This window comes from Pseudomonas sp. NBRC 111130 (assembly GCF_001320485.1).
Taxonomy (GTDB): domain Bacteria; phylum Pseudomonadota; class Gammaproteobacteria; order Pseudomonadales; family Pseudomonadaceae; genus Aquipseudomonas; species Aquipseudomonas vlassakiae.
This window is the reverse complement of sequence record NZ_BCBG01000027.1, coordinates 18,577-34,590: the sequence shown is the minus strand read 5'-3', so window position 1 is coordinate 34,590 and position 16,014 is coordinate 18,577. Positions and strand designations below refer to the sequence as shown.

The window sequence follows — 16,014 nt, the reverse complement described above, 5'->3', positions numbered from 1 at the left end:
TGTACCGCTTGATGCGAAAACTCCTGGCAGGCGCCCTGGCGCTGGTAATGATCACCGCTCTGTGCGGCTACGGTTTCTGGACCCAACAGCGCCCGGAGGGCCATTACCTCTCCGATTTGCGCATCGAACTGGCGCTCAACCATGGCGTGCCCGGCGAGCACGGCAACCTGCTCGGTATCGAGCCGTTGCTGTTCCCCAGCGACTACCAGAGCCTGCAACGGCTGCACCGCAAGCTTTCCGCCTACCTGGAACAAGCGCGCGCCCAAGGCCTGATCGGCCCGCGCACGGTCGTGGTACTGCCGGAGCACATCGGCACCTGGCTGTGGGCACGGGGCGAAAAGAACGAGCTGTTCCAGGCCACCCGCAATCGCGACGCCGAGCAATGGCTGGAGCTGAGCAACCCGCTGCTCTATGGCCTGGCCATGCTGAGCGCCAATGGCGATGACCGGCGCGCCGATGCCCACCTGCGCATGAAGGCCCGCCAGATGGCCAGCGATTACCAGCAACTGTTCGGCGGCCTGGCCAAGGAGTTCGGCGTGACCCTGGTGGCAGGCTCGATCGTGCTGCCCGCCCCTTATGTTGAACAAGGTGTACTGCACATTGGGCACGGGCCGCTGTTCAACAGCAGCCTGGTATTCGCCGCAGACGGCTCACCGCTTGGCCAACCGCAACACCAGCAATACCCCGACAGCGAAACACGGCGCTACATCCACCACGGCAGGCATTTCCCGCTGCAAGTGTTGCAAACCCCCGCCGGGCGCCTTGGCGTGCTGATCGGCAGTGACAGTTGGTACCCCGAGAACCAGCGTCAGTTGCAGCAGCAACAGGTGAAACTGATTGCCAATCCGGTATTTCTCAGCGGCAAAGACAGTTGGGATACCCCCTGGCGCGGCAATCGCCACCAGGACGCCGCTGCCGAACTGCCCCTGCAACGCGGCGAGGTCAGCGAGCAGGCCGCCTGGCAGCGTCTGACCCAGGCAGCAGGTGACGGCGTCAGCAGCATGAGCGTGTTCATGCGTGGGCAGTTCTGGGAGCAAGGCAGCGATGGCCAGGGCTTCGCCCATCAGGCAGGTGAATTGCTGGCAGGGCCTCCCAGCCGCGGCGCACGCCTGCTGAACCTGTGGCTGTAGGCACATGAACCGCCCCCGCGTGCGCCTGGGCGACCTTTCGGTGGGTTTCGTGCAACCCTTGGCTGAAGCGCTGCGCGAGCAAGGCCATGATCCTGCGTCGCTGTTGCAGCAATACGGGCTCGATGCCGCACGCCTGGCCGAAGCGGGCGCGCGCTTGTCGATCCCGCGCTACATGCACCTCGGGCATGCGGCCATCGCGCTGTGTGGCGAGCCAGCGCTGGGCCTGCGCATGGGACGCCTCAGTCGCCTGGCCCAGGCCGGGCTGGCCGGCGTCACGGCAGCCCAGGCTCCGACCCTGGGCGAGGCAGCCCGTACGCTGCTGCGCTTCGAGCCACTCTACGCGGCAAACTACCGTGGCCACTCCAGCTATCAGGAAGACCCCCAAGGCGCGTGGCTGCATTTCTACTCGATCAGCCCCTACAACGACTACAACCGCTTCGTGGTCGATTCGCTGCTGGCGGGCTGGCTTGCGCAGCTTGCCGCCCTGGCTGGCGTCCCTGTGCAGGCCGAGCGCCTGGAAGTCGAATTCGATGCCCCTGACTATGCCGCCGCGTACCAGCCCCTGTGCAGCACACCGGTGCAGTTCGGCACCAGCGCCAACCGCTTGCGACTGAGCCGCAGCACGCTCGAGCAGGCCAACCCACAGCATTGCCCGAGCACCTTCAGCCACCTGCTGCAATTGTGTGAAGCAGAAATGCTCCAGCGCACTCGCGTGCGCAGCCTGGGCGAGCGCATTACCCATCTCCTCGGCCCGCTGCTCAATGGCGGCCGTGAACCTGACCTGGAAGAAGTGGCGCTGCGCTTGCAACTGCCCACCTGGACGCTGCGGCGCAAGCTGGCGGAAGAAGGCACGCGCTTTCGTGACCTGCTCAACGACACGCGACGCGACCTTGCCGAAGCCTACATCCGCGATACGGAGTTGGCCTTTGGCGAGATCGCTTATTTGTTGGGGTTTGCATCGGCAGAGGCCTTCCAACGCGCATTCAAGCGCTGGACGGGCCTTACGCCGGGGGAATTTCGCCGCAGCCAGCGGCGGGCAGGTTAAAGCTCCGTGGCGTCGTCTGCCGGTTCTGGCGGATCCAGTTCGAAAGCCTGAAACTCGAGCAGCTCTTCCTGATAGTCATCCATCGTCCTGCGTCCTCTTCTCATCTGTCTTCATTGGTCATGCCTTCAACCTAAACGGGCCGGGTGAAGGAATGATGACAAGCTTATGAGTGGTAAACGTAGCAGGCGTTCAGGAAGTTATCGCCAAGCTTCTGTAACAGCGAATTAAAGCGACGCCGGTGCCTCCTGCGCAGGCTGCGTATCCTGCTGCACCTGGATCGGTGCGGCCTCTGCTGGCGGTGCCACCGGTTGCGAACCCTGGCTATCATCGACCACGGGTTTGGCTGCGGCTTCACTGGCAGGCACAGCCGCCGCAGGTGCGGGAGCGGCTTCAACCAATGGCGCAGGCGCCGGCGCTGCAACGGCCGGGGCTGCCGAGGCCTGCTCCGGCAAGCCCAGGTCTGGCGCCGGCTTCTCAGGCTTTGGCGCAGGCGCTTCGACCTTGGCCTTGGCGACCTTCTTCGGTTTCGGCAGGAAACTTTCGACCAGGGCGAAGTAGCGATCATAGAACTGCGCCGCCGTCACCGTCTCGCTGGCGACCTTGACCATCGAGTCATCGCTGGAGCCGATCGGCATGGATACCGAACCGAGCACGCCGACACCCAGGCTGGCAGAGCTGTTGGACTTCTTCAGGCTGTAACGGTCTTGCAAGGCGTTGGCGAACATGGTCGAACGCTTGTCGTCGTTGACGTCTGGCGCGCAGGTCACGTTGAAGCTGATCTGCAGGTGGTTTTCGCTGTTCTGCTGGAAGCTCTTGTTGCCCATCACCTGGTTGGCGCCACTGCTGGTGATGATGTAGCCCTGGCTGAGCAACGCGCGACGCGCCGCTTCGCAGGAGCCGGCATCGGTCACCGGGAAGCTGCGCGAGTAGGTCCCCGAGTCGTCGAAGTTCTCGTGCTCGTAGATGGCGGCTTTCTTCGAAGAGCAACCGGTCACGCCCGCCAGCACCAGGGCCAGCCCGAGCGCACCAAAGACGGATGATCTGGTCATTGCGAATTCCGGGTAAGTCAAAAAGAGGTCTATTGTGCATCACTGCAGGCAAGCACAGGAACCGTTGATCGGTGAAGAGTGTGTCAGGATCGTGTAAATCTGGTCGCCAGCAGGGCGCAGAAACGAAAAAAGCGACCCGAAGGTCGCTTTTTCGTTGCTTCAAGGCGTTCAAGGGGCCTTGAGGCGAAGATGGCGCAGCGGACGGGACTCGAACCCGCGACCCCCGGCGTGACAGGCCGGTATTCTAACCGACTGAACTACCGCTGCGTATCATTCAGGCTTGCGCCCGATTGAAACTTGGGTCTACCCTTGCGGCGCGATGGCCTCGGGGCAGGCACAAAAAAAGCGACGTCTGATCGCTTCGTTTGTGTGTGCTTCAAGGTGTTCTAGGGACCTCGAAACGAAGATGGCGCAGCGGACGGGACTCGAACCCGCGACCCCCGGCGTGACAGGCCGGTATTCTAACCGACTGAACTACCGCTGCGTATCGTTCAGGCTTGCGCCTGATTGAAACTGGGATCAGCCTCAGGCATTTCGCCCTCGGCTCCAGACCGGTGCCAGGCACCCATCTGTTACTGAAAAATGGCGCAGCGGACGGGACTCGAACCCGCGACCCCCGGCGTGACAGGCCGGTATTCTAACCGACTGAACTACCGCTGCGCAGTGCGTTTCTCTCCGGCTATCGGCTTCATCGGAAGCGTCCAGCGCTAGAAACAGTCTCAGGAAGTGGTGGGTGATGACGGGATCGAACCGCCGACCCTCTGCTTGTAAGGCAGATGCTCTCCCGGCTGAGCTAATCACCCTCGCGATGTTGCTTGTTGCGTTTGCTTCGCTGAGGCCGCGAAATTTACGCAGGTGCCGATGCTAAGTCAATAGCCCCGTTGAATTTTTTTCAAAAAAGGCAAAAACGCAAAAGGGACCTTTCGGTCCCCTTGCCTTACCGCTGCCTGCTCAGGTGTAGATCATCTTGCGGGTCATGCCGCCGTCGACCACGAACTCCTGGCCGGTGACGAACCCGGCTTGGCGCGACAGCAGCCAGGCGACCATGGCTGCCACATCCTCCACCGTACCCACCCTGCCCGTCGGATGCTGGGCATGGTCGGCCTCGGTCAAGGGTTCGGCACGGCGCTGGGACGGGTCACGGGCATCGATCCAGCCCGGGCTCACCGCGTTGACGCGGATCTCCGGCCCCAGGCTCATGGCCAACGCATGGGTCAAGGCCACCAGGCCACCCTTGCTCGCCGCGTAGGCCTCGGTGTCCGGTTCGGACTGCCGGGCACGCGTCGAGGTCAGGTTGACGATCGCACCATTGTGCGCGCGCAGGTACGGCGCACAATGCTTGGCCAGCAACATCGGCCCATTGAGGTTGACCGCCAGTACCCGGTTCCATTGCGCCAGGCTCAAACTTTCGAGGGTCTGGTTGTGCGGGTTGGCAATGGCCGCGTTGCACACCAGCGCATCCAGCCGCCCGAACTGACCGAGCACCTCGGACACCCCGGCACTGACCTGGGCCTCGTCGGCCACGTCCATGGTGATGAACCAGGCGTTTTCGCCCAGCGCCTTGGCCACCTTGGCACCGCGCTGACGGTCGAGGTCGCTGAGCACCACTTGCCAACCTTCGCAGATCAGCCAGGCGGCAATACCCAGGCCAATGCCGCGGGCGGCACCGGTGACCAGGGCAACCCGACCATTATGGCCCGGTACACCGCCGCGGATTTCCATCAGAGAACCGCCAGCCCACGGGCGAGGTCCGCCTGCAGGTCAGCCACGTCTTCCAGGCCCACGGCAACCCGGATCAGGCTGTCGCGGATGCCCGCCGCTTCTCGCTCCTGCGGCGTCAGGCGGCCGTGGGAGGTGGTAGCCGGGTGGGCGATGGTGGTCTTGCTGTCACCCAGGTTGGTAGTGATCGAGATCACCCGGGTAGCGTCGATGAAGCGCCAGGCACCTTCCTTGCCACCCTTGACTTCGAAGCTGACCACCGCACCGAAGCCGCTCATCTGGCGCTTGGCCAGCTCATGCTGCGGGTGGCTTGGCAGGCCGGCGTAATGCACCTTCTCCACGCCCTCCTGTTGCTCCAGCCATTCGGCCAGGACCTGGGCGCTTTCGCAGTGCGCACGCATGCGCAGCTTGAGGGTTTCCAAGCCCTTGGTGAAGATCCAGGCGTTGAAGGGGCTGAGGGTCGGCCCTGCTGTGCGCAGGAAGCCCACCACTTCCTTCATCTGCTCGGCACGGCCGGCGACCACACCGCCCATGCAACGGCCCTGGCCGTCGATGAACTTGGTGGCCGAGTGGAACACGATGTCGGCACCCAGCTTGAGCGGCTGCTGCAAGGCCGGGGTGCTGAAGCAGTTGTCCACCACCAGCATGGCACCACGGGCGTGAGCAATTTCAGCCAGCGCAGGAATGTCGACCAACTCGGCCAGTGGGTTGGACGGGGACTCGACGATCAGCAGCTTGGTGTTGTCCTTGATGGCCTTTTCCCAGCCAGCGAGGTTGACCAGTGGCACGTAGTCCACCTGCACACCGAAGCGCTTGAAGTACTTCTCGAACAGGCTGATGGTCGAGCCGAATACGCTCTGCGACACCAGCACGTGGTCGCCGGCACTGCACAGCGACATGACCACGGCGAGGATCGCCGCCATGCCGGTGGAGGTGGCCACGGCCTGCTCGGCGCCTTCCATGGCCGCCAGGCGCTCTTCGAAGGCACGCACCGACGGGTTGGTGTAGCGCGAGTAGACGTTGCCCGGCGTTTCGCCGGCAAAGCGCGCAGCGGCATCGGCCGCCGTGCGGAACACATAGCTGGAGGTCAGGAACAGCGCTTCGCTGTGCTCGGCCTCCGGTGTACGGTTTTGACCGGCGCGCACCGCCAGGGTGTCGAAACCGACACCCTCGAGGTCACTGTCCAGTCGCCCGGCATCCCATTGATCCGTCATGCCGTCGCTCCCAAATCAGTTGTTGTAGAGGTCGATGATCGCGCTGACCGCCTGGTTCTTGACCTTGGCCAGGTCGTTACGGGCCTGCTCGATACGGTCAAGGTAGGCTTCGTCGATGTCGCCGGTGACGTATTCACCGTTGAACACTGCGCAATCGAAGTGATCGATCTTGATCTTGCCGCCACCGACCGAGTCGATCAGGTCCGGCAGGTCCTGGTAGACCAGCCAGTCGGCGCCGATCAACTCGGCCACCTGTTCGGTGGTACGGTTGTGGGCGATCAGTTCGTGAACACTCGGCATGTCGATGCCGTAGACGTTGGGGTAGCGCACCGCAGGGGCTGCGGAGCAGAAGTAGACGTTCTTGGCGCCGGCTTCGCGGGCCATCTGGATGATCTGCTTGCACGTGGTGCCGCGCACGATCGAGTCGTCCACCAGCATCACGTTCTTGCCGCGGAATTCCAGCTCGATGGCGTTGAGTTTCTGGCGCACCGACTTCTTGCGGGCGGCCTGCCCAGGCATGATGAAGGTACGGCCGATGTAGCGGTTCTTGACGAAGCCTTCGCGGAACTTCACGCCCAGGCGGTTGGCCAGCTCCAGCGCTGCAGTACGGCTGGTGTCCGGGATCGGGATGACCACGTCGATGTCGTGTTCCGGGCGCTCGCGCATGATCTTGTCGGCGAGTTTTTCACCCATGCGCAGACGGGCCTTGTACACCGAGATACCGTCGATGATCGAGTCCGGGCGGGCCAGGTAGACGTGCTCGAAGATGCACGGCTGCAGCTTCGGCGCATCGGCGCACTGTTTGGTGAACAGCTGGCCTTCCTCGGTGATGTACACCGCTTCGCCCGGCGCCAGGTCGCGGATCAGGGTGAAGCCGAGCACGTCGAGGGCGACGCTTTCCGAGGCGATCATGTATTCCACGCCTTCGTCGGTGTGGCGCTGGCCGAACACCACCGGGCGGATGCCGTTCGGGTCACGGAAGCCGACAACACCGTAGCCGGTGATCATAGCAACGACCGCGTAGCCGCCGACGCAACGGCTGTGCACGTGGGAAACCGCGGCGAACACGTCTTCTTCGGTCGGCTGCAGCTTGCCACGCACGGCCAGCTCATGGGCGAACACGTTCAGCAGCACTTCCGAGTCGGAATTGGTGTTGACGTGGCGCAGGTCGGACTCGTAGATCTCCTTGGCCAGCTGCTCGACGTTGGTCAGGTTGCCGTTGTGCGCCAGGGTGATGCCATACGGCGAGTTGACGTAGAACGGCTGAGCCTCGGCCGACGTCGAGCTGCCCGCAGTCGGGTAGCGCACATGGCCGATGCCGATGTTGCCGACCAGGCGCTGCATGTGGCGCTGCTGGAAGACATCGCGCACCAGGCCATTGTCCTTGCGCAGGAACAACCGGCCGTCGTGGCTGGTCACGATACCGGCAGCGTCCTGGCCGCGGTGCTGGAGGACCGTAAGCGCGTCATACAGCGCCTGATTGACGTTCGACTTACCGACGATACCGACGATGCCACACATGCGACGCAACCCCTACTTTGATAAAACTTGAACGAACAGCACTCAGGGCTTTGCCGGCCCGAGCAACTGCTCCTTGAATGGAAGATCAGCCGGAGCGCTGATCACCCCACTTGAAGACCACTGATGAGTGAAACCCAGGATCAGGTTTTTCGACCAGTCAGCGACCAATAGAAATTGTGGTATCAGGCGAGATTCCTGCCACCAGCTGTCTTGCTGCACCGGCCCCAGGCTGAGCAGGCCGACCGCTACCACCACCAGCAGGCCCCCGCGCGCGGCACCAAAGGCCATGCCGAGGAAACGATCGGTGCCGGACAGCCCGGTCACGCGGATCAGCTCGCCGATCAGGAAGTTGAGCATGGCGCCCACCAGCAAGGTGGCGACGAAAAGAATGGCGCAGCCGGCGATGGTGCGCATCGACGGCGTCTGGATATAGCTCTCAAGGTACACCGAAAGCGAACCACCGAACATCCAGGCAACCGCCCCTGCGACGATCCAGATGAGCAGGGACAGGGCCTCCTTGACGAAGCCGCGTTTGAGACTGATCAGTGTGGAGACGGCGATGATCGCGATGATCGCCCAATCAACCAGGGTAAAGGCCACGGTGCTGCCTGCAGACGTTTGAGGCGGCGCATTTTACCAGAGCAAAAGGCTGGGAGTAAGCGGAATGTCAGGTGGATCCCTGAGTCAGCTTTTCAGGCCTGCATCCCCTACTGCAGGAGCGGCCTTGTGTCGCGAAAGGGCTGCAGAGCAGCCCCGGCAATTTCGCTATTTCGCTGAAATCTTGGGCCGCTTTGCGGCCCTTTCGCGACACGAGGCCGCCCCTACAGGGGCCGCGCTGCACTCAGCCTTTTTCAGGCTGGAAGCGCGTCACGAAGCCATTGAGCTTCTGCTGGCGGTTGATCACGTCTTTCAGCTTGTCTGCCTCGGCACGCTCGATCAACGGCCCGACATACACCCGGTTCATGCCACCGGCCGAACGGATGTAGGCGTTGTAGCCCTGGCTGCGCAGGGTCTTCTGCAGGTTCTCGGCACCGGCCCGGCTGGACAGGCTGGCCAGCTGGATCGACCAGCTTACCGGCAGGCCATTGGCATCGATCTTCGACGGTGCAGGTGCAGGCGCTGGTGCAGTCGGCACTGGCGCGGCCGGCTTGGCAGCGGGTGCTGGCGTTTGCGCTGCCGCCTGCGGTTTGGGCTGGGCTTGCACCTGGGCCTGCGGCGACGGCGTGATCGGCTGGCTCGGCGCCTTCACCGGCGCCGTCGACTCGCTGACCACCACTGGCGGCTGCTCGGTCTGCTCGGGCTGTTCAGGCAGCGGCTGCGGCTCCGGCACCGTCACCGGCTCAACCTTGACCTCCGGCAGGGTCGGCATGGCCGGCGCCTGCGGGGCGTCGACATGTACCTGGCGCATCTCGTCCTGGCGGGTGAACAGCATTGGCAGGAAAATCACCGCCAGCGCCACCAGCACCAACGCACCCACCATGCGCTGCTTCATCCCTTTGTCCAGCACTGCCATCTAGTCACCCCTCCAGGGCCTGCCGCTCCAGCCATTCCAGGGCCTCGGCGACACAGAAAAACGAACCGAACAGCAGAATCTGATCATCCGCCGTCGCCTGCGCGCATTGCCCTTCAAGGGCTGCGTCGACGCTGGGGTAAGACTTCACCGCAGCGCCGTGGTTCGTCAAGGCAGCGGCCAATTCGCCAGCCGGACGGCTGCGCGGGGTATGCAGCGGCGCCACCGCCCACTCGTCGACCAAGCCGTGCAGCGGCGCGATGACGCCGTGCAGGTCCTTGTCGGCGAGCAGGCCGAACACTGCCAGGCGCCGCCCCTTCAATGGACGCGCAGCCAGGCGGCGGGCCAGATATTCGGCGGCGTGCGGGTTGTGCCCGACATCCAGCAACAGCTCCACGCGCCTACCCTGCCAGGTCAACTGGCGACGGTCGAGACGGCCGGTGATGCGGGTGTCGAGCAAGGCCTGACGGATCTGCCCGGCTTCCCACGGCAAGCCCATCAGCAGGTAGGCCTGCAGGGCCAGGGTAGCGTTTTCCATGGGCAGGTCGAGCAGCGGCAAACCGTGCAATGCTACCGGTTTGCCATCTGCAGTGACGCCGCGCCAGTCCCAGCCGCCTTCGCAGCTTGCCAGATCGAAATCACGGCCGCGCAGGAACAGCGGCGCCGCCAGTTCGGCGGCCTTGTCCAGCAACGGCTGCGGCGGATCGAGGTCACCGCACAGCGCCGGCCTGCCCTGGCGGAAGATGCCAGCCTTCTCGAAGGCCACCTGCTCGCGGGTATCGCCAAGGTATTCGACATGGTCGACGCCAATGCTGGTTACCAGCGCCAGGTCGGCATCCACCACGTTCACGGTGTCCAGGCGGCCACCGAGCCCCACTTCGAGCACCACGGCATCCAGCTGCGACTGGTAGAACAACCAGAACGCCGCCAGCGTGCCCATCTCGAAGTAGGTCAGGGAAATCTCGCCCCGCGCCGCCTCGACGGCGGCGAAGGCCTCGCACAGGCGCTCATCGCTGGCTTGCTGGCCATCGATCAGCACCCGTTCGTTGTAGCGCAACAGGTGGGGCGAACTGTACACCCCCACCTTCAGCCCCTGGGCCCGCAGCAGCGAGGCCACGAAGGCGCAGGTCGAGCCCTTGCCGTTGGTACCGGTCACGGTGACCACCCGTGGCGCCAGTTTGCCCAGCGCCAGCCGGGCAAGCACCTTCTGCGACCGCTCCAGGCCCATGTCGATGGCCGAGGGGTGCAATTGCTCGAGGTAGGCGAGCCACTCGCCCAGGGATCGTTGTTTCATCACGCGACCGCAGCGACCTCACGGGCCTGTTCCGGGGTCTGCTGGCCGGTCATTTGGGCCAGCAGGCGAGCCAGACGCGGGCGCAGTTCGCCACGGGAGATGATCAGGTCGATGGCGCCATGCTCCAGCAGGAACTCGCTGCGCTGGAAGCCTTCCGGCAGTTTTTCGCGCACGGTCTGCTCGATCACACGTGGACCGGCGAAGCCGATCAGGGCCTTCGGCTCACCGACGATGACGTCGCCAAGCATTGCCAGACTGGCGGAAACGCCGCCGTAGACGGGGTCGGTCAGCACCGAGATGAACGGGATGCCTTCTTCGCGCAAGCGTGCCAGCACGGCCGACGTCTTGGCCATCTGCATCAGCGAGATCAGCGCTTCCTGCATACGCGCACCGCCGGAGGCGGAGAAGCAGACCATCGGGCAGCGGTTTTCCAGGGCGTAGTTGGCGGCACGCACGAAACGCTCACCGACGATGGCGCCCATGGAGCCCCCCATGAACGAGAACTCGAAGGCGCTGACCACGATCGGCATGCCCATCAGGGTGCCGCTCATGGAGATCAGGGCGTCTTTTTCGCCAGTCTGCTTTTGCGCACCGGCCAGGCGGTCCTTGTACTTCTTGCCGTCACGGAACTTCAGGCGGTCGACCGGCTCCAGCTCGGCACCAAGTTCGGCGCGGCCTTCCGGGTCGAGGAAGATGTCGATGCGGGCACGTGCGCCGATGCGCATGTGGTGGTTGCACTTGGGGCAGACATCCAGGGTCTTTTCCAGCTCCGGACGATACAGCACGGCCTCGCAGGCCGGGCACTTGTGCCACAGGCCTTCCGGCACCGAGCTCTTCTTCACCTCGGAACGCATGATCGAAGGGATCAGTTTGTCGACTAACCAGTTGCTCATGCTTTCTTTCTCCAGTATTGGCGGACGGGGACCGGACTGGCCGGCCATGCCCTGCCCTTGAGCTCAAATTCTTCTATGAAACGATGACGACCCGGCCACAGGGACTGCCTGCGCACCGCGCCGTCTTCAATCTGTCGTTTGGCCACGCGGCTTGCCGCTGGCCGCCCCGCAGGGCTGCGAAACCTATGGACGATGGCGCGCCGCCAGCCGTCACATCTGCGGTCACGCCTGTTTCACCGCACGCATGAAGGCTTCGATCTTCGCTGCATCCTTGATGCCCTTGGCCTGCTCCACACCGCCACTGACATCCACCGCATACGGGCGCACCTGGGCGATTGCCTGGCCGACGTTGCCGGCCGACAGCCCGCCCGCGAGGATGATCGGCTTGCTCAGCCGCGCCGGGACCAGCGACCAGTCGAAGGCCTCGCCGGTACCACCTGGTACACCGGCCACGTAAGTGTCGAGGAGAATGCCGCGGGCGCCGGCATAGCGCTGGCAGGCGGCCTCCAGGTCATCGCCGGGGCGCACCCGCAGCGCCTTGATCCAGGGGCGATGATAGCCTTCGCAATCAGCCGGGGTCTCATCGCCGTGGAACTGTAGCAGGTCCAGGGGCACCACCTCGAGGATCTCGTTCAGCTCACAACGCGAGGCGTTGACGAACAGCCCGACCGTGGTCACGAACGGCGGCAGCTCGGCAATGATCGCCCGTGCCTGGCGCACGTCCACGGCACGCGGGCTCCTGGCATAGAAGACGAAGCCGATGGCATCGGCGCCCGCCTCGGCGGCGGCCAGCGCGTCCTCGATGCGGGTAATCCCGCAGATCTTGCTGCGAACGTTGCTCATGGACTGCAAACCCTGAGTGAACTTGTGAAGGGCCCGATGTTAGCAAATGACTTTTGACGCGTCAGTCGGCCAACGCCTCGTAACCGGTCAAAAAGTGTGGACCGATGTAACGCTGCGGCAACTGGAACTCTTCCGGGTACTCCACTTGCACCAGGTACAAGCCGTAAGGGTGCGCGGTAACGCCGCCCTCGCGGCGGTTACGCCCTTCCAGCACCTCGCGCGCCCACTCGACCGGACGCTCACCCGCACCGATGGTCATCAGCACGCCGGCGATATTGCGCACCATGTGGTGCAGGAAAGCGGTGGCACGCACGTCCAGGACAATCATCTGGCCATGGCGGGTCACACGCAGGTGGTGGATATGCTTGATCGGCGACTTGGCCTGGCACTGGCTGGCGCGGAAGGCGCTGAAATCATGGGTACCGAGCAGGTACTGGGCGGCCTGGGCCATGCGCCCGACGTCGAGCGGGCGGTGGTTCCAGGTCACTTCCTCGGCCAGGTGCGCAGGACGAATCGGGTCGTTGTAGATCACATAGCGGTAGCGCCGGGCACAAGCCTTGAAGCGCGCATGGAAGTCCGCCGGCATCGGCCGCGACCAGACCACGCTGATGTCGTGGGGCAGGTTGAAATTGGTGCCCAGGGTCCAGGCGCGCTCGTCACGCACGGCGCGGGTATCGAAATGCACGACCTGCCCGCAGCCGTGCACGCCGGCATCTGTGCGCCCGGCACAGATGACGCTGATCGGCTCGTCGGCCACCTTCGACAGCGCCTGCTCCAGGGCCTGCTGGACGCTGGGCACGCCGCTGGCCTGGCGCTGCCAGCCGCGATAGCGCGAGCCTTTGTATTCCACACCCAGGGCAATGCGGGTGAAGCCTTCGGCGGCCGATTCGGAGCCGACAGTGTCGATGATGTCCAAGAGCGTGAAACCTGTGGGTGATACGGAATGGCGGGATTATAACGACAACGGCAGCCGTGTAGGGCTGCCATTGATTTTGCATGAGCTTCGATGGCCTCTTCGCGACTGAAGCCGCGAAGAGGCCATCGAAGGCGCACTCAGACCAGGCGCGAGAGCATCTCTTCGGCTTCCTGACGCTGGCCGTCATCACCGTCCTTGACCACTTCGTCGAGGATGTCACGAGCCCCTTGATGGTCGCCCATGTCGATATAGGCACGCGCCAGGTCGAGCTTGGTCGCCACTTCGTCGGCACCGGAGAAGAAGTCGAAGTCCAGGTCATCCAGCGGCTCGGGTTCGGCTGCGGCGTCCTCGGCGGTGAAGTGTGGCTCCAGGGATGGCGACTCAAGGCTCTGCGACAGCTTGTCCAGCTCGGCGTTGACGTCGTTCAGCTCCGAGGCAAAACTCTTGGCCGCCGGCGAGTCGTCTTCCAGTGACAACGAAAGATCGAAGTCTTCCGGCAGTTCCAGCTCGGAAATCGGCTCGAATTCCGGGAGCGTGTCGAAGGCTGCCAGTTCGGCGGCGACATCCACCGGCTCTTCTTCCGCCGCAGCCGGGGCAGCCGCCTCGCCACTGTCAAGATCGAAATCGGACAGGTCGAAATCGGCCAGGTCGTCGACGCTCTGCGGCTCGGCCTGGGCTTGGGCCAGCAAGGCTTCGAAATCGGCATCGGCATCGGTTTCCGGCGCCACGGCTGCCGGTTCAGCGGGCACCTGCGCTTGAGCCAGTGACGGCTCATCCAGCGTCGGCGGCTCGAGCTGATCATCTAACGGCAGATCATCCCCGAGGCTCAGGTCGAAGGCGCTGTCCAGGTCGTTATCATCGAGTACCGAGGTCTCGGTGAAAGCCTCGGCGGCTGCTTCCAGATCAGGCTCAGTTGCCGGCTCCGGCTCGACCACCGCCTGCGGCTCAGGCTGCGCTTCGGCTGGCGCTTGCGGCTGTTCCTGCAGCAACTCCTGGACATACTGCTCGTCCATTTCCGCGGCCAGTGCCGCAGCCCCCACGCCAGCGGCGGCAGCGAGCCCCAGCATGGCCGGGTAGCGCTCCTTGAGGCTGTTGACCTGCGCCGTGTTCGCTTCGCTGCCAGGCAGCTTGCGCTCCTGCTCGACGAAAGCGCTGTGGTCGCCCTGGCGAGCGTAAACGTCCATCAGCTTGAGGCGCAGGGTGTCATTCTCCGGCTGCGCCGCCACTGCTGCTTCCAGCAGGTCGGCCGCGTGGTTCAGGCGACCACGCGACAGGCTCAGATCCACCTCAGCCAGCAATTCGGCATTCGGGTCCTGTACCGGCTCGGGCTCGGCAACCGCGGCCGCAGGTGCGGGGGCGGCCGGTTTTTCCGCGGCCACGGCAGCGGCAGCAGAAGCCGCCACCACGGCAGGCGACAGGGTGACGCTCGGCGCGGACACTTCCAGCCCATCGAAGCTGCTCGGTGGCAGGTCGAGGTCCGGGCTGCGCTCGCCTTCCTCAGCCAGCGCGCGGGCCATGCGCAGGTGTTTTTCCGCCTCTTGCTGCGCCTTGCGCTTGCGCGCCAGCAGCAACAGCAGGAGCAACAGCACGAGGAACGCGGAGCCGGCGATCAGGCCCAGCACCACAGGATTGGCCAGCATCTCATCGATGGCACCTGGCTGTGCAGGCGCAACCTCGTCGGCGGGAGCTGCAGCCGGGGCCGTATCGACTGCTGCCGGCGCTGGCGCGACCACCGGTTCGGCCGGGGCCAAACCTGCCGCAGGTGGCTGCGCAGGGGCCGGCTCACCCGGCAAGGCGCCCGCAGGCGGTGCTTCAGCTGCCGCCCCCTGGGCTTCGAGGCGCGCCAACTGGTCATTCTTCAGCTGAATCAGCTTCTGCAGCTTGTCCATCTGACTCTGCAGGTCACTCACCCGGCTTTTCAATTCTTCGTTGTCACGACGGCTGGTATCCAGGCTTTCCTGGGCCACCGCCAGCGTGTCGCTGATGGCCTTGGCACTGTTGCCGCCAGCCTGCGTGCCGGGGCTGACCAGGCGCAGGTTGTCACCCTGGGCGATACGCTCGGGCGCGGCATCGGCGGCACCGCGGCGGGTGGCATCCAGCTGCCGTGCACGCGGCCCCAGGCGCCGGCCTTCACGCCAGGCGGCGTACTGCTCGGCCACTTCGCGATTGGCTTCGCCCTGGGGAATGCTCTGAATCTGCTGCTGATCGGGCAGGCGCAAGACCTGGCCCACCTTCAGCTGGTTGATGTTGTTGCCGATAAAGGCATCCGGGTTGAGTGCCTGGATGGCGATCATGGTCTGCTGCACCGAGCCACCGCCCTGGGTGTTGCGGGCAGCGATCTGCCACAGGGTGTCGCGGCGTTTGGTGGTGTAGCTGCCTGCGCTGCTGGTGGCCGGGTTGACATTGCCGGCAGCAGGCTGCTGGCCCTGGGCCTTGGCCTGGTCGAGCAACACGCTGTAGTCACGCAGCAGGCGGCCCTGCGGCCACATCACCTGGACCAGGAACTTGACCACCGGGCCAGGCAACGGCTGGCTGGAAGTGACCCGCAGCACGCTCTTGCCGTTGGGGTTGATCACCGGGGTGAACGTCAGGTCTTCGAGGTAGCCTGGAAGCTCCACACCGGCCTTGCTGAACTCTTCCGGTGGCGCCAGGCTCGGCGCCACTTCGGCTGCGGTGAGGTCGCGCACATCGAGCAGTTCGATCTCGGCGTCCAGAGGCTGGTTCTGTGCCGACTTCAATGTCAGTTCACCCAACCCCAGGGCATTCGCCATGCCAGACGTCAGCGCCGAAGCTGCCGCCATGGCCAGAACCAGTTTGCGAATTCGAAGCATGACCTCTTCCCTTGTATGAATCGTCCCAAAAACCTGCGTGCGGCGTGGG

Annotated in this window: 13 protein-coding genes and 4 tRNA genes; 2 read left to right on the top strand and 15 right to left on the bottom strand. The window is 64.4% G+C overall.

The features are described from left to right. Positions 1–11 precede the first annotated feature (11 nt). On the top strand, positions 12–1,130 hold the full coding sequence (locus APH33_RS14240) for a nitrilase-related carbon-nitrogen hydrolase (RefSeq protein ID WP_054885759.1): 1,119 nt from the start codon (positions 12–14) through the stop codon (positions 1,128–1,130). Between the two features lie 4 nt (positions 1,131–1,134). Next, the gene (locus tag APH33_RS14235) at positions 1,135–2,175 is read left to right on the top strand and encodes an AraC family transcriptional regulator (RefSeq protein WP_054885758.1); all 1,041 of its coding nucleotides are present in this window, start codon (positions 1,135–1,137) and stop codon (positions 2,173–2,175) included. 224 nt (positions 2,176–2,399) lie between these two features. On the opposite strand, the gene APH33_RS14230 is transcribed toward APH33_RS14235, so the two are convergent. The 15 genes from APH33_RS14230 to APH33_RS14160 form a co-directional block, all read right to left on the bottom strand. After that, entirely contained in the window at positions 2,400–3,224 is an 825-nt protein-coding gene (locus tag APH33_RS14230) for a DUF2242 domain-containing protein (protein ID WP_054885757.1), read from the bottom strand. Between the two features lie 190 nt (positions 3,225–3,414). Beyond that, positions 3,415–3,491, bottom strand: a tRNA-Asp gene (locus APH33_RS14225). A gap of 140 nt (positions 3,492–3,631) precedes the next feature. Next, positions 3,632–3,708: transfer RNA gene (locus tag APH33_RS14220), tRNA-Asp, on the bottom strand. A 99-nt stretch (positions 3,709–3,807) separates the two neighbouring features. Beyond that, positions 3,808–3,884: transfer RNA gene (locus tag APH33_RS14215), tRNA-Asp, on the bottom strand. A 67-nt stretch (positions 3,885–3,951) separates the two neighbouring features. Beyond that, a tRNA-Val gene (locus APH33_RS14210) sits at positions 3,952–4,027 on the bottom strand. A 148-nt stretch (positions 4,028–4,175) separates the two neighbouring features. Beyond that, the gene (locus APH33_RS14205; RefSeq protein WP_165837365.1) at positions 4,176–4,946 is read right to left on the bottom strand and encodes an SDR family oxidoreductase; all 771 of its coding nucleotides are present in this window, start codon (positions 4,944–4,946) and stop codon (positions 4,176–4,178) included. After that, complete coding sequence (locus tag APH33_RS14200; RefSeq protein ID WP_054885755.1) at positions 4,946–6,157, bottom strand: O-succinylhomoserine sulfhydrylase; 1,212 nt, start codon at positions 6,155–6,157, stop codon at positions 4,946–4,948. Before APH33_RS14200 ends, APH33_RS14205 begins: the two co-directional genes overlap by 1 nt. A gap of 15 nt (positions 6,158–6,172) precedes the next feature. Beyond that, entirely contained in the window at positions 6,173–7,678 is a 1,506-nt protein-coding gene (purF, locus tag APH33_RS14195) for an amidophosphoribosyltransferase (protein WP_054885754.1), read from the bottom strand. A 42-nt stretch (positions 7,679–7,720) separates the two neighbouring features. Next, a complete protein-coding gene (locus tag APH33_RS14190) occupies positions 7,721–8,278 on the bottom strand; it encodes a CvpA family protein (RefSeq protein WP_054885753.1) in 558 nt (185 codons plus the stop codon). A 241-nt stretch (positions 8,279–8,519) separates the two neighbouring features. Further along, positions 8,520–9,191 (bottom strand): SPOR domain-containing protein, encoded by a 672-nt coding sequence (locus tag APH33_RS14185; protein ID WP_054885752.1) that lies wholly within the window; start codon positions 9,189–9,191, stop codon positions 8,520–8,522. A 4-nt stretch (positions 9,192–9,195) separates the two neighbouring features. Then, entirely contained in the window at positions 9,196–10,482 is a 1,287-nt protein-coding gene (folC, locus tag APH33_RS14180) for a bifunctional tetrahydrofolate synthase/dihydrofolate synthase (RefSeq protein WP_054885751.1), read from the bottom strand. Continuing rightward, positions 10,482–11,375, bottom strand: a complete 894-nt coding sequence (gene accD, locus APH33_RS14175) for an acetyl-CoA carboxylase, carboxyltransferase subunit beta (RefSeq protein WP_054885750.1) — start codon at positions 11,373–11,375, stop codon at positions 10,482–10,484. Before accD ends, folC begins: the two co-directional genes overlap by 1 nt. Positions 11,376–11,597: 222 nt before the next feature. Beyond that, positions 11,598–12,218, bottom strand: coding sequence for a phosphoribosylanthranilate isomerase (locus APH33_RS14170; protein ID WP_054885749.1), 621 nt, complete (start codon positions 12,216–12,218; stop codon positions 11,598–11,600). Between the two features lie 61 nt (positions 12,219–12,279). Continuing rightward, positions 12,280–13,134, bottom strand: coding sequence for a tRNA pseudouridine(38-40) synthase TruA (gene truA, locus APH33_RS14165; protein ID WP_054885748.1), 855 nt, complete (start codon positions 13,132–13,134; stop codon positions 12,280–12,282). A 137-nt stretch (positions 13,135–13,271) separates the two neighbouring features. Further along, positions 13,272–15,965 (bottom strand): FimV/HubP family polar landmark protein, encoded by a 2,694-nt coding sequence (locus APH33_RS14160; RefSeq protein ID WP_054885747.1) that lies wholly within the window; start codon positions 15,963–15,965, stop codon positions 13,272–13,274. Positions 15,966–16,014: the final 49 nt, after the last annotated feature.

Bases quoted from the DNA above. Each gene is read 5' to 3' on its own strand.
- APH33_RS14200 (WP_054885755.1), bottom strand. From the start codon at position 6,157: ATGACGGATCAATGGGATGCCGGGCGACTGGACAGTGACCTCGAGGGT.
- accD (WP_054885750.1), bottom strand. From the start codon at position 11,375: ATGAGCAACTGGTTAGTCGACAAACTGATCCCTTCGATCATGCGTTCC.
- APH33_RS14240 (WP_054885759.1), top strand. From the start codon at position 12: ATGCGAAAACTCCTGGCAGGCGCCCTGGCGCTGGTAATGATCACCGCT.
- APH33_RS14170 (WP_054885749.1), bottom strand. From the start codon at position 12,218: ATGAGCAACGTTCGCAGCAAGATCTGCGGGATTACCCGCATCGAGGAC.
- folC (WP_054885751.1), bottom strand. From the start codon at position 10,482: ATGAAACAACGATCCCTGGGCGAGTGGCTCGCCTACCTCGAGCAATTG.
- APH33_RS14185 (WP_054885752.1), bottom strand. From the start codon at position 9,191: ATGGCAGTGCTGGACAAAGGGATGAAGCAGCGCATGGTGGGTGCGTTG.
- purF (WP_054885754.1), bottom strand. From the start codon at position 7,678: ATGTGTGGCATCGTCGGTATCGTCGGTAAGTCGAACGTCAATCAGGCG.
- APH33_RS14205 (WP_165837365.1), bottom strand. From the start codon at position 4,946: ATGGAAATCCGCGGCGGTGTACCGGGCCATAATGGTCGGGTTGCCCTG.
- APH33_RS14160 (WP_054885747.1), bottom strand. From the start codon at position 15,965: ATGCTTCGAATTCGCAAACTGGTTCTGGCCATGGCGGCAGCTTCGGCG.
- APH33_RS14230 (WP_054885757.1), bottom strand. From the start codon at position 3,224: ATGACCAGATCATCCGTCTTTGGTGCGCTCGGGCTGGCCCTGGTGCTG.
- APH33_RS14235 (WP_054885758.1), top strand. From the start codon at position 1,135: ATGAACCGCCCCCGCGTGCGCCTGGGCGACCTTTCGGTGGGTTTCGTG.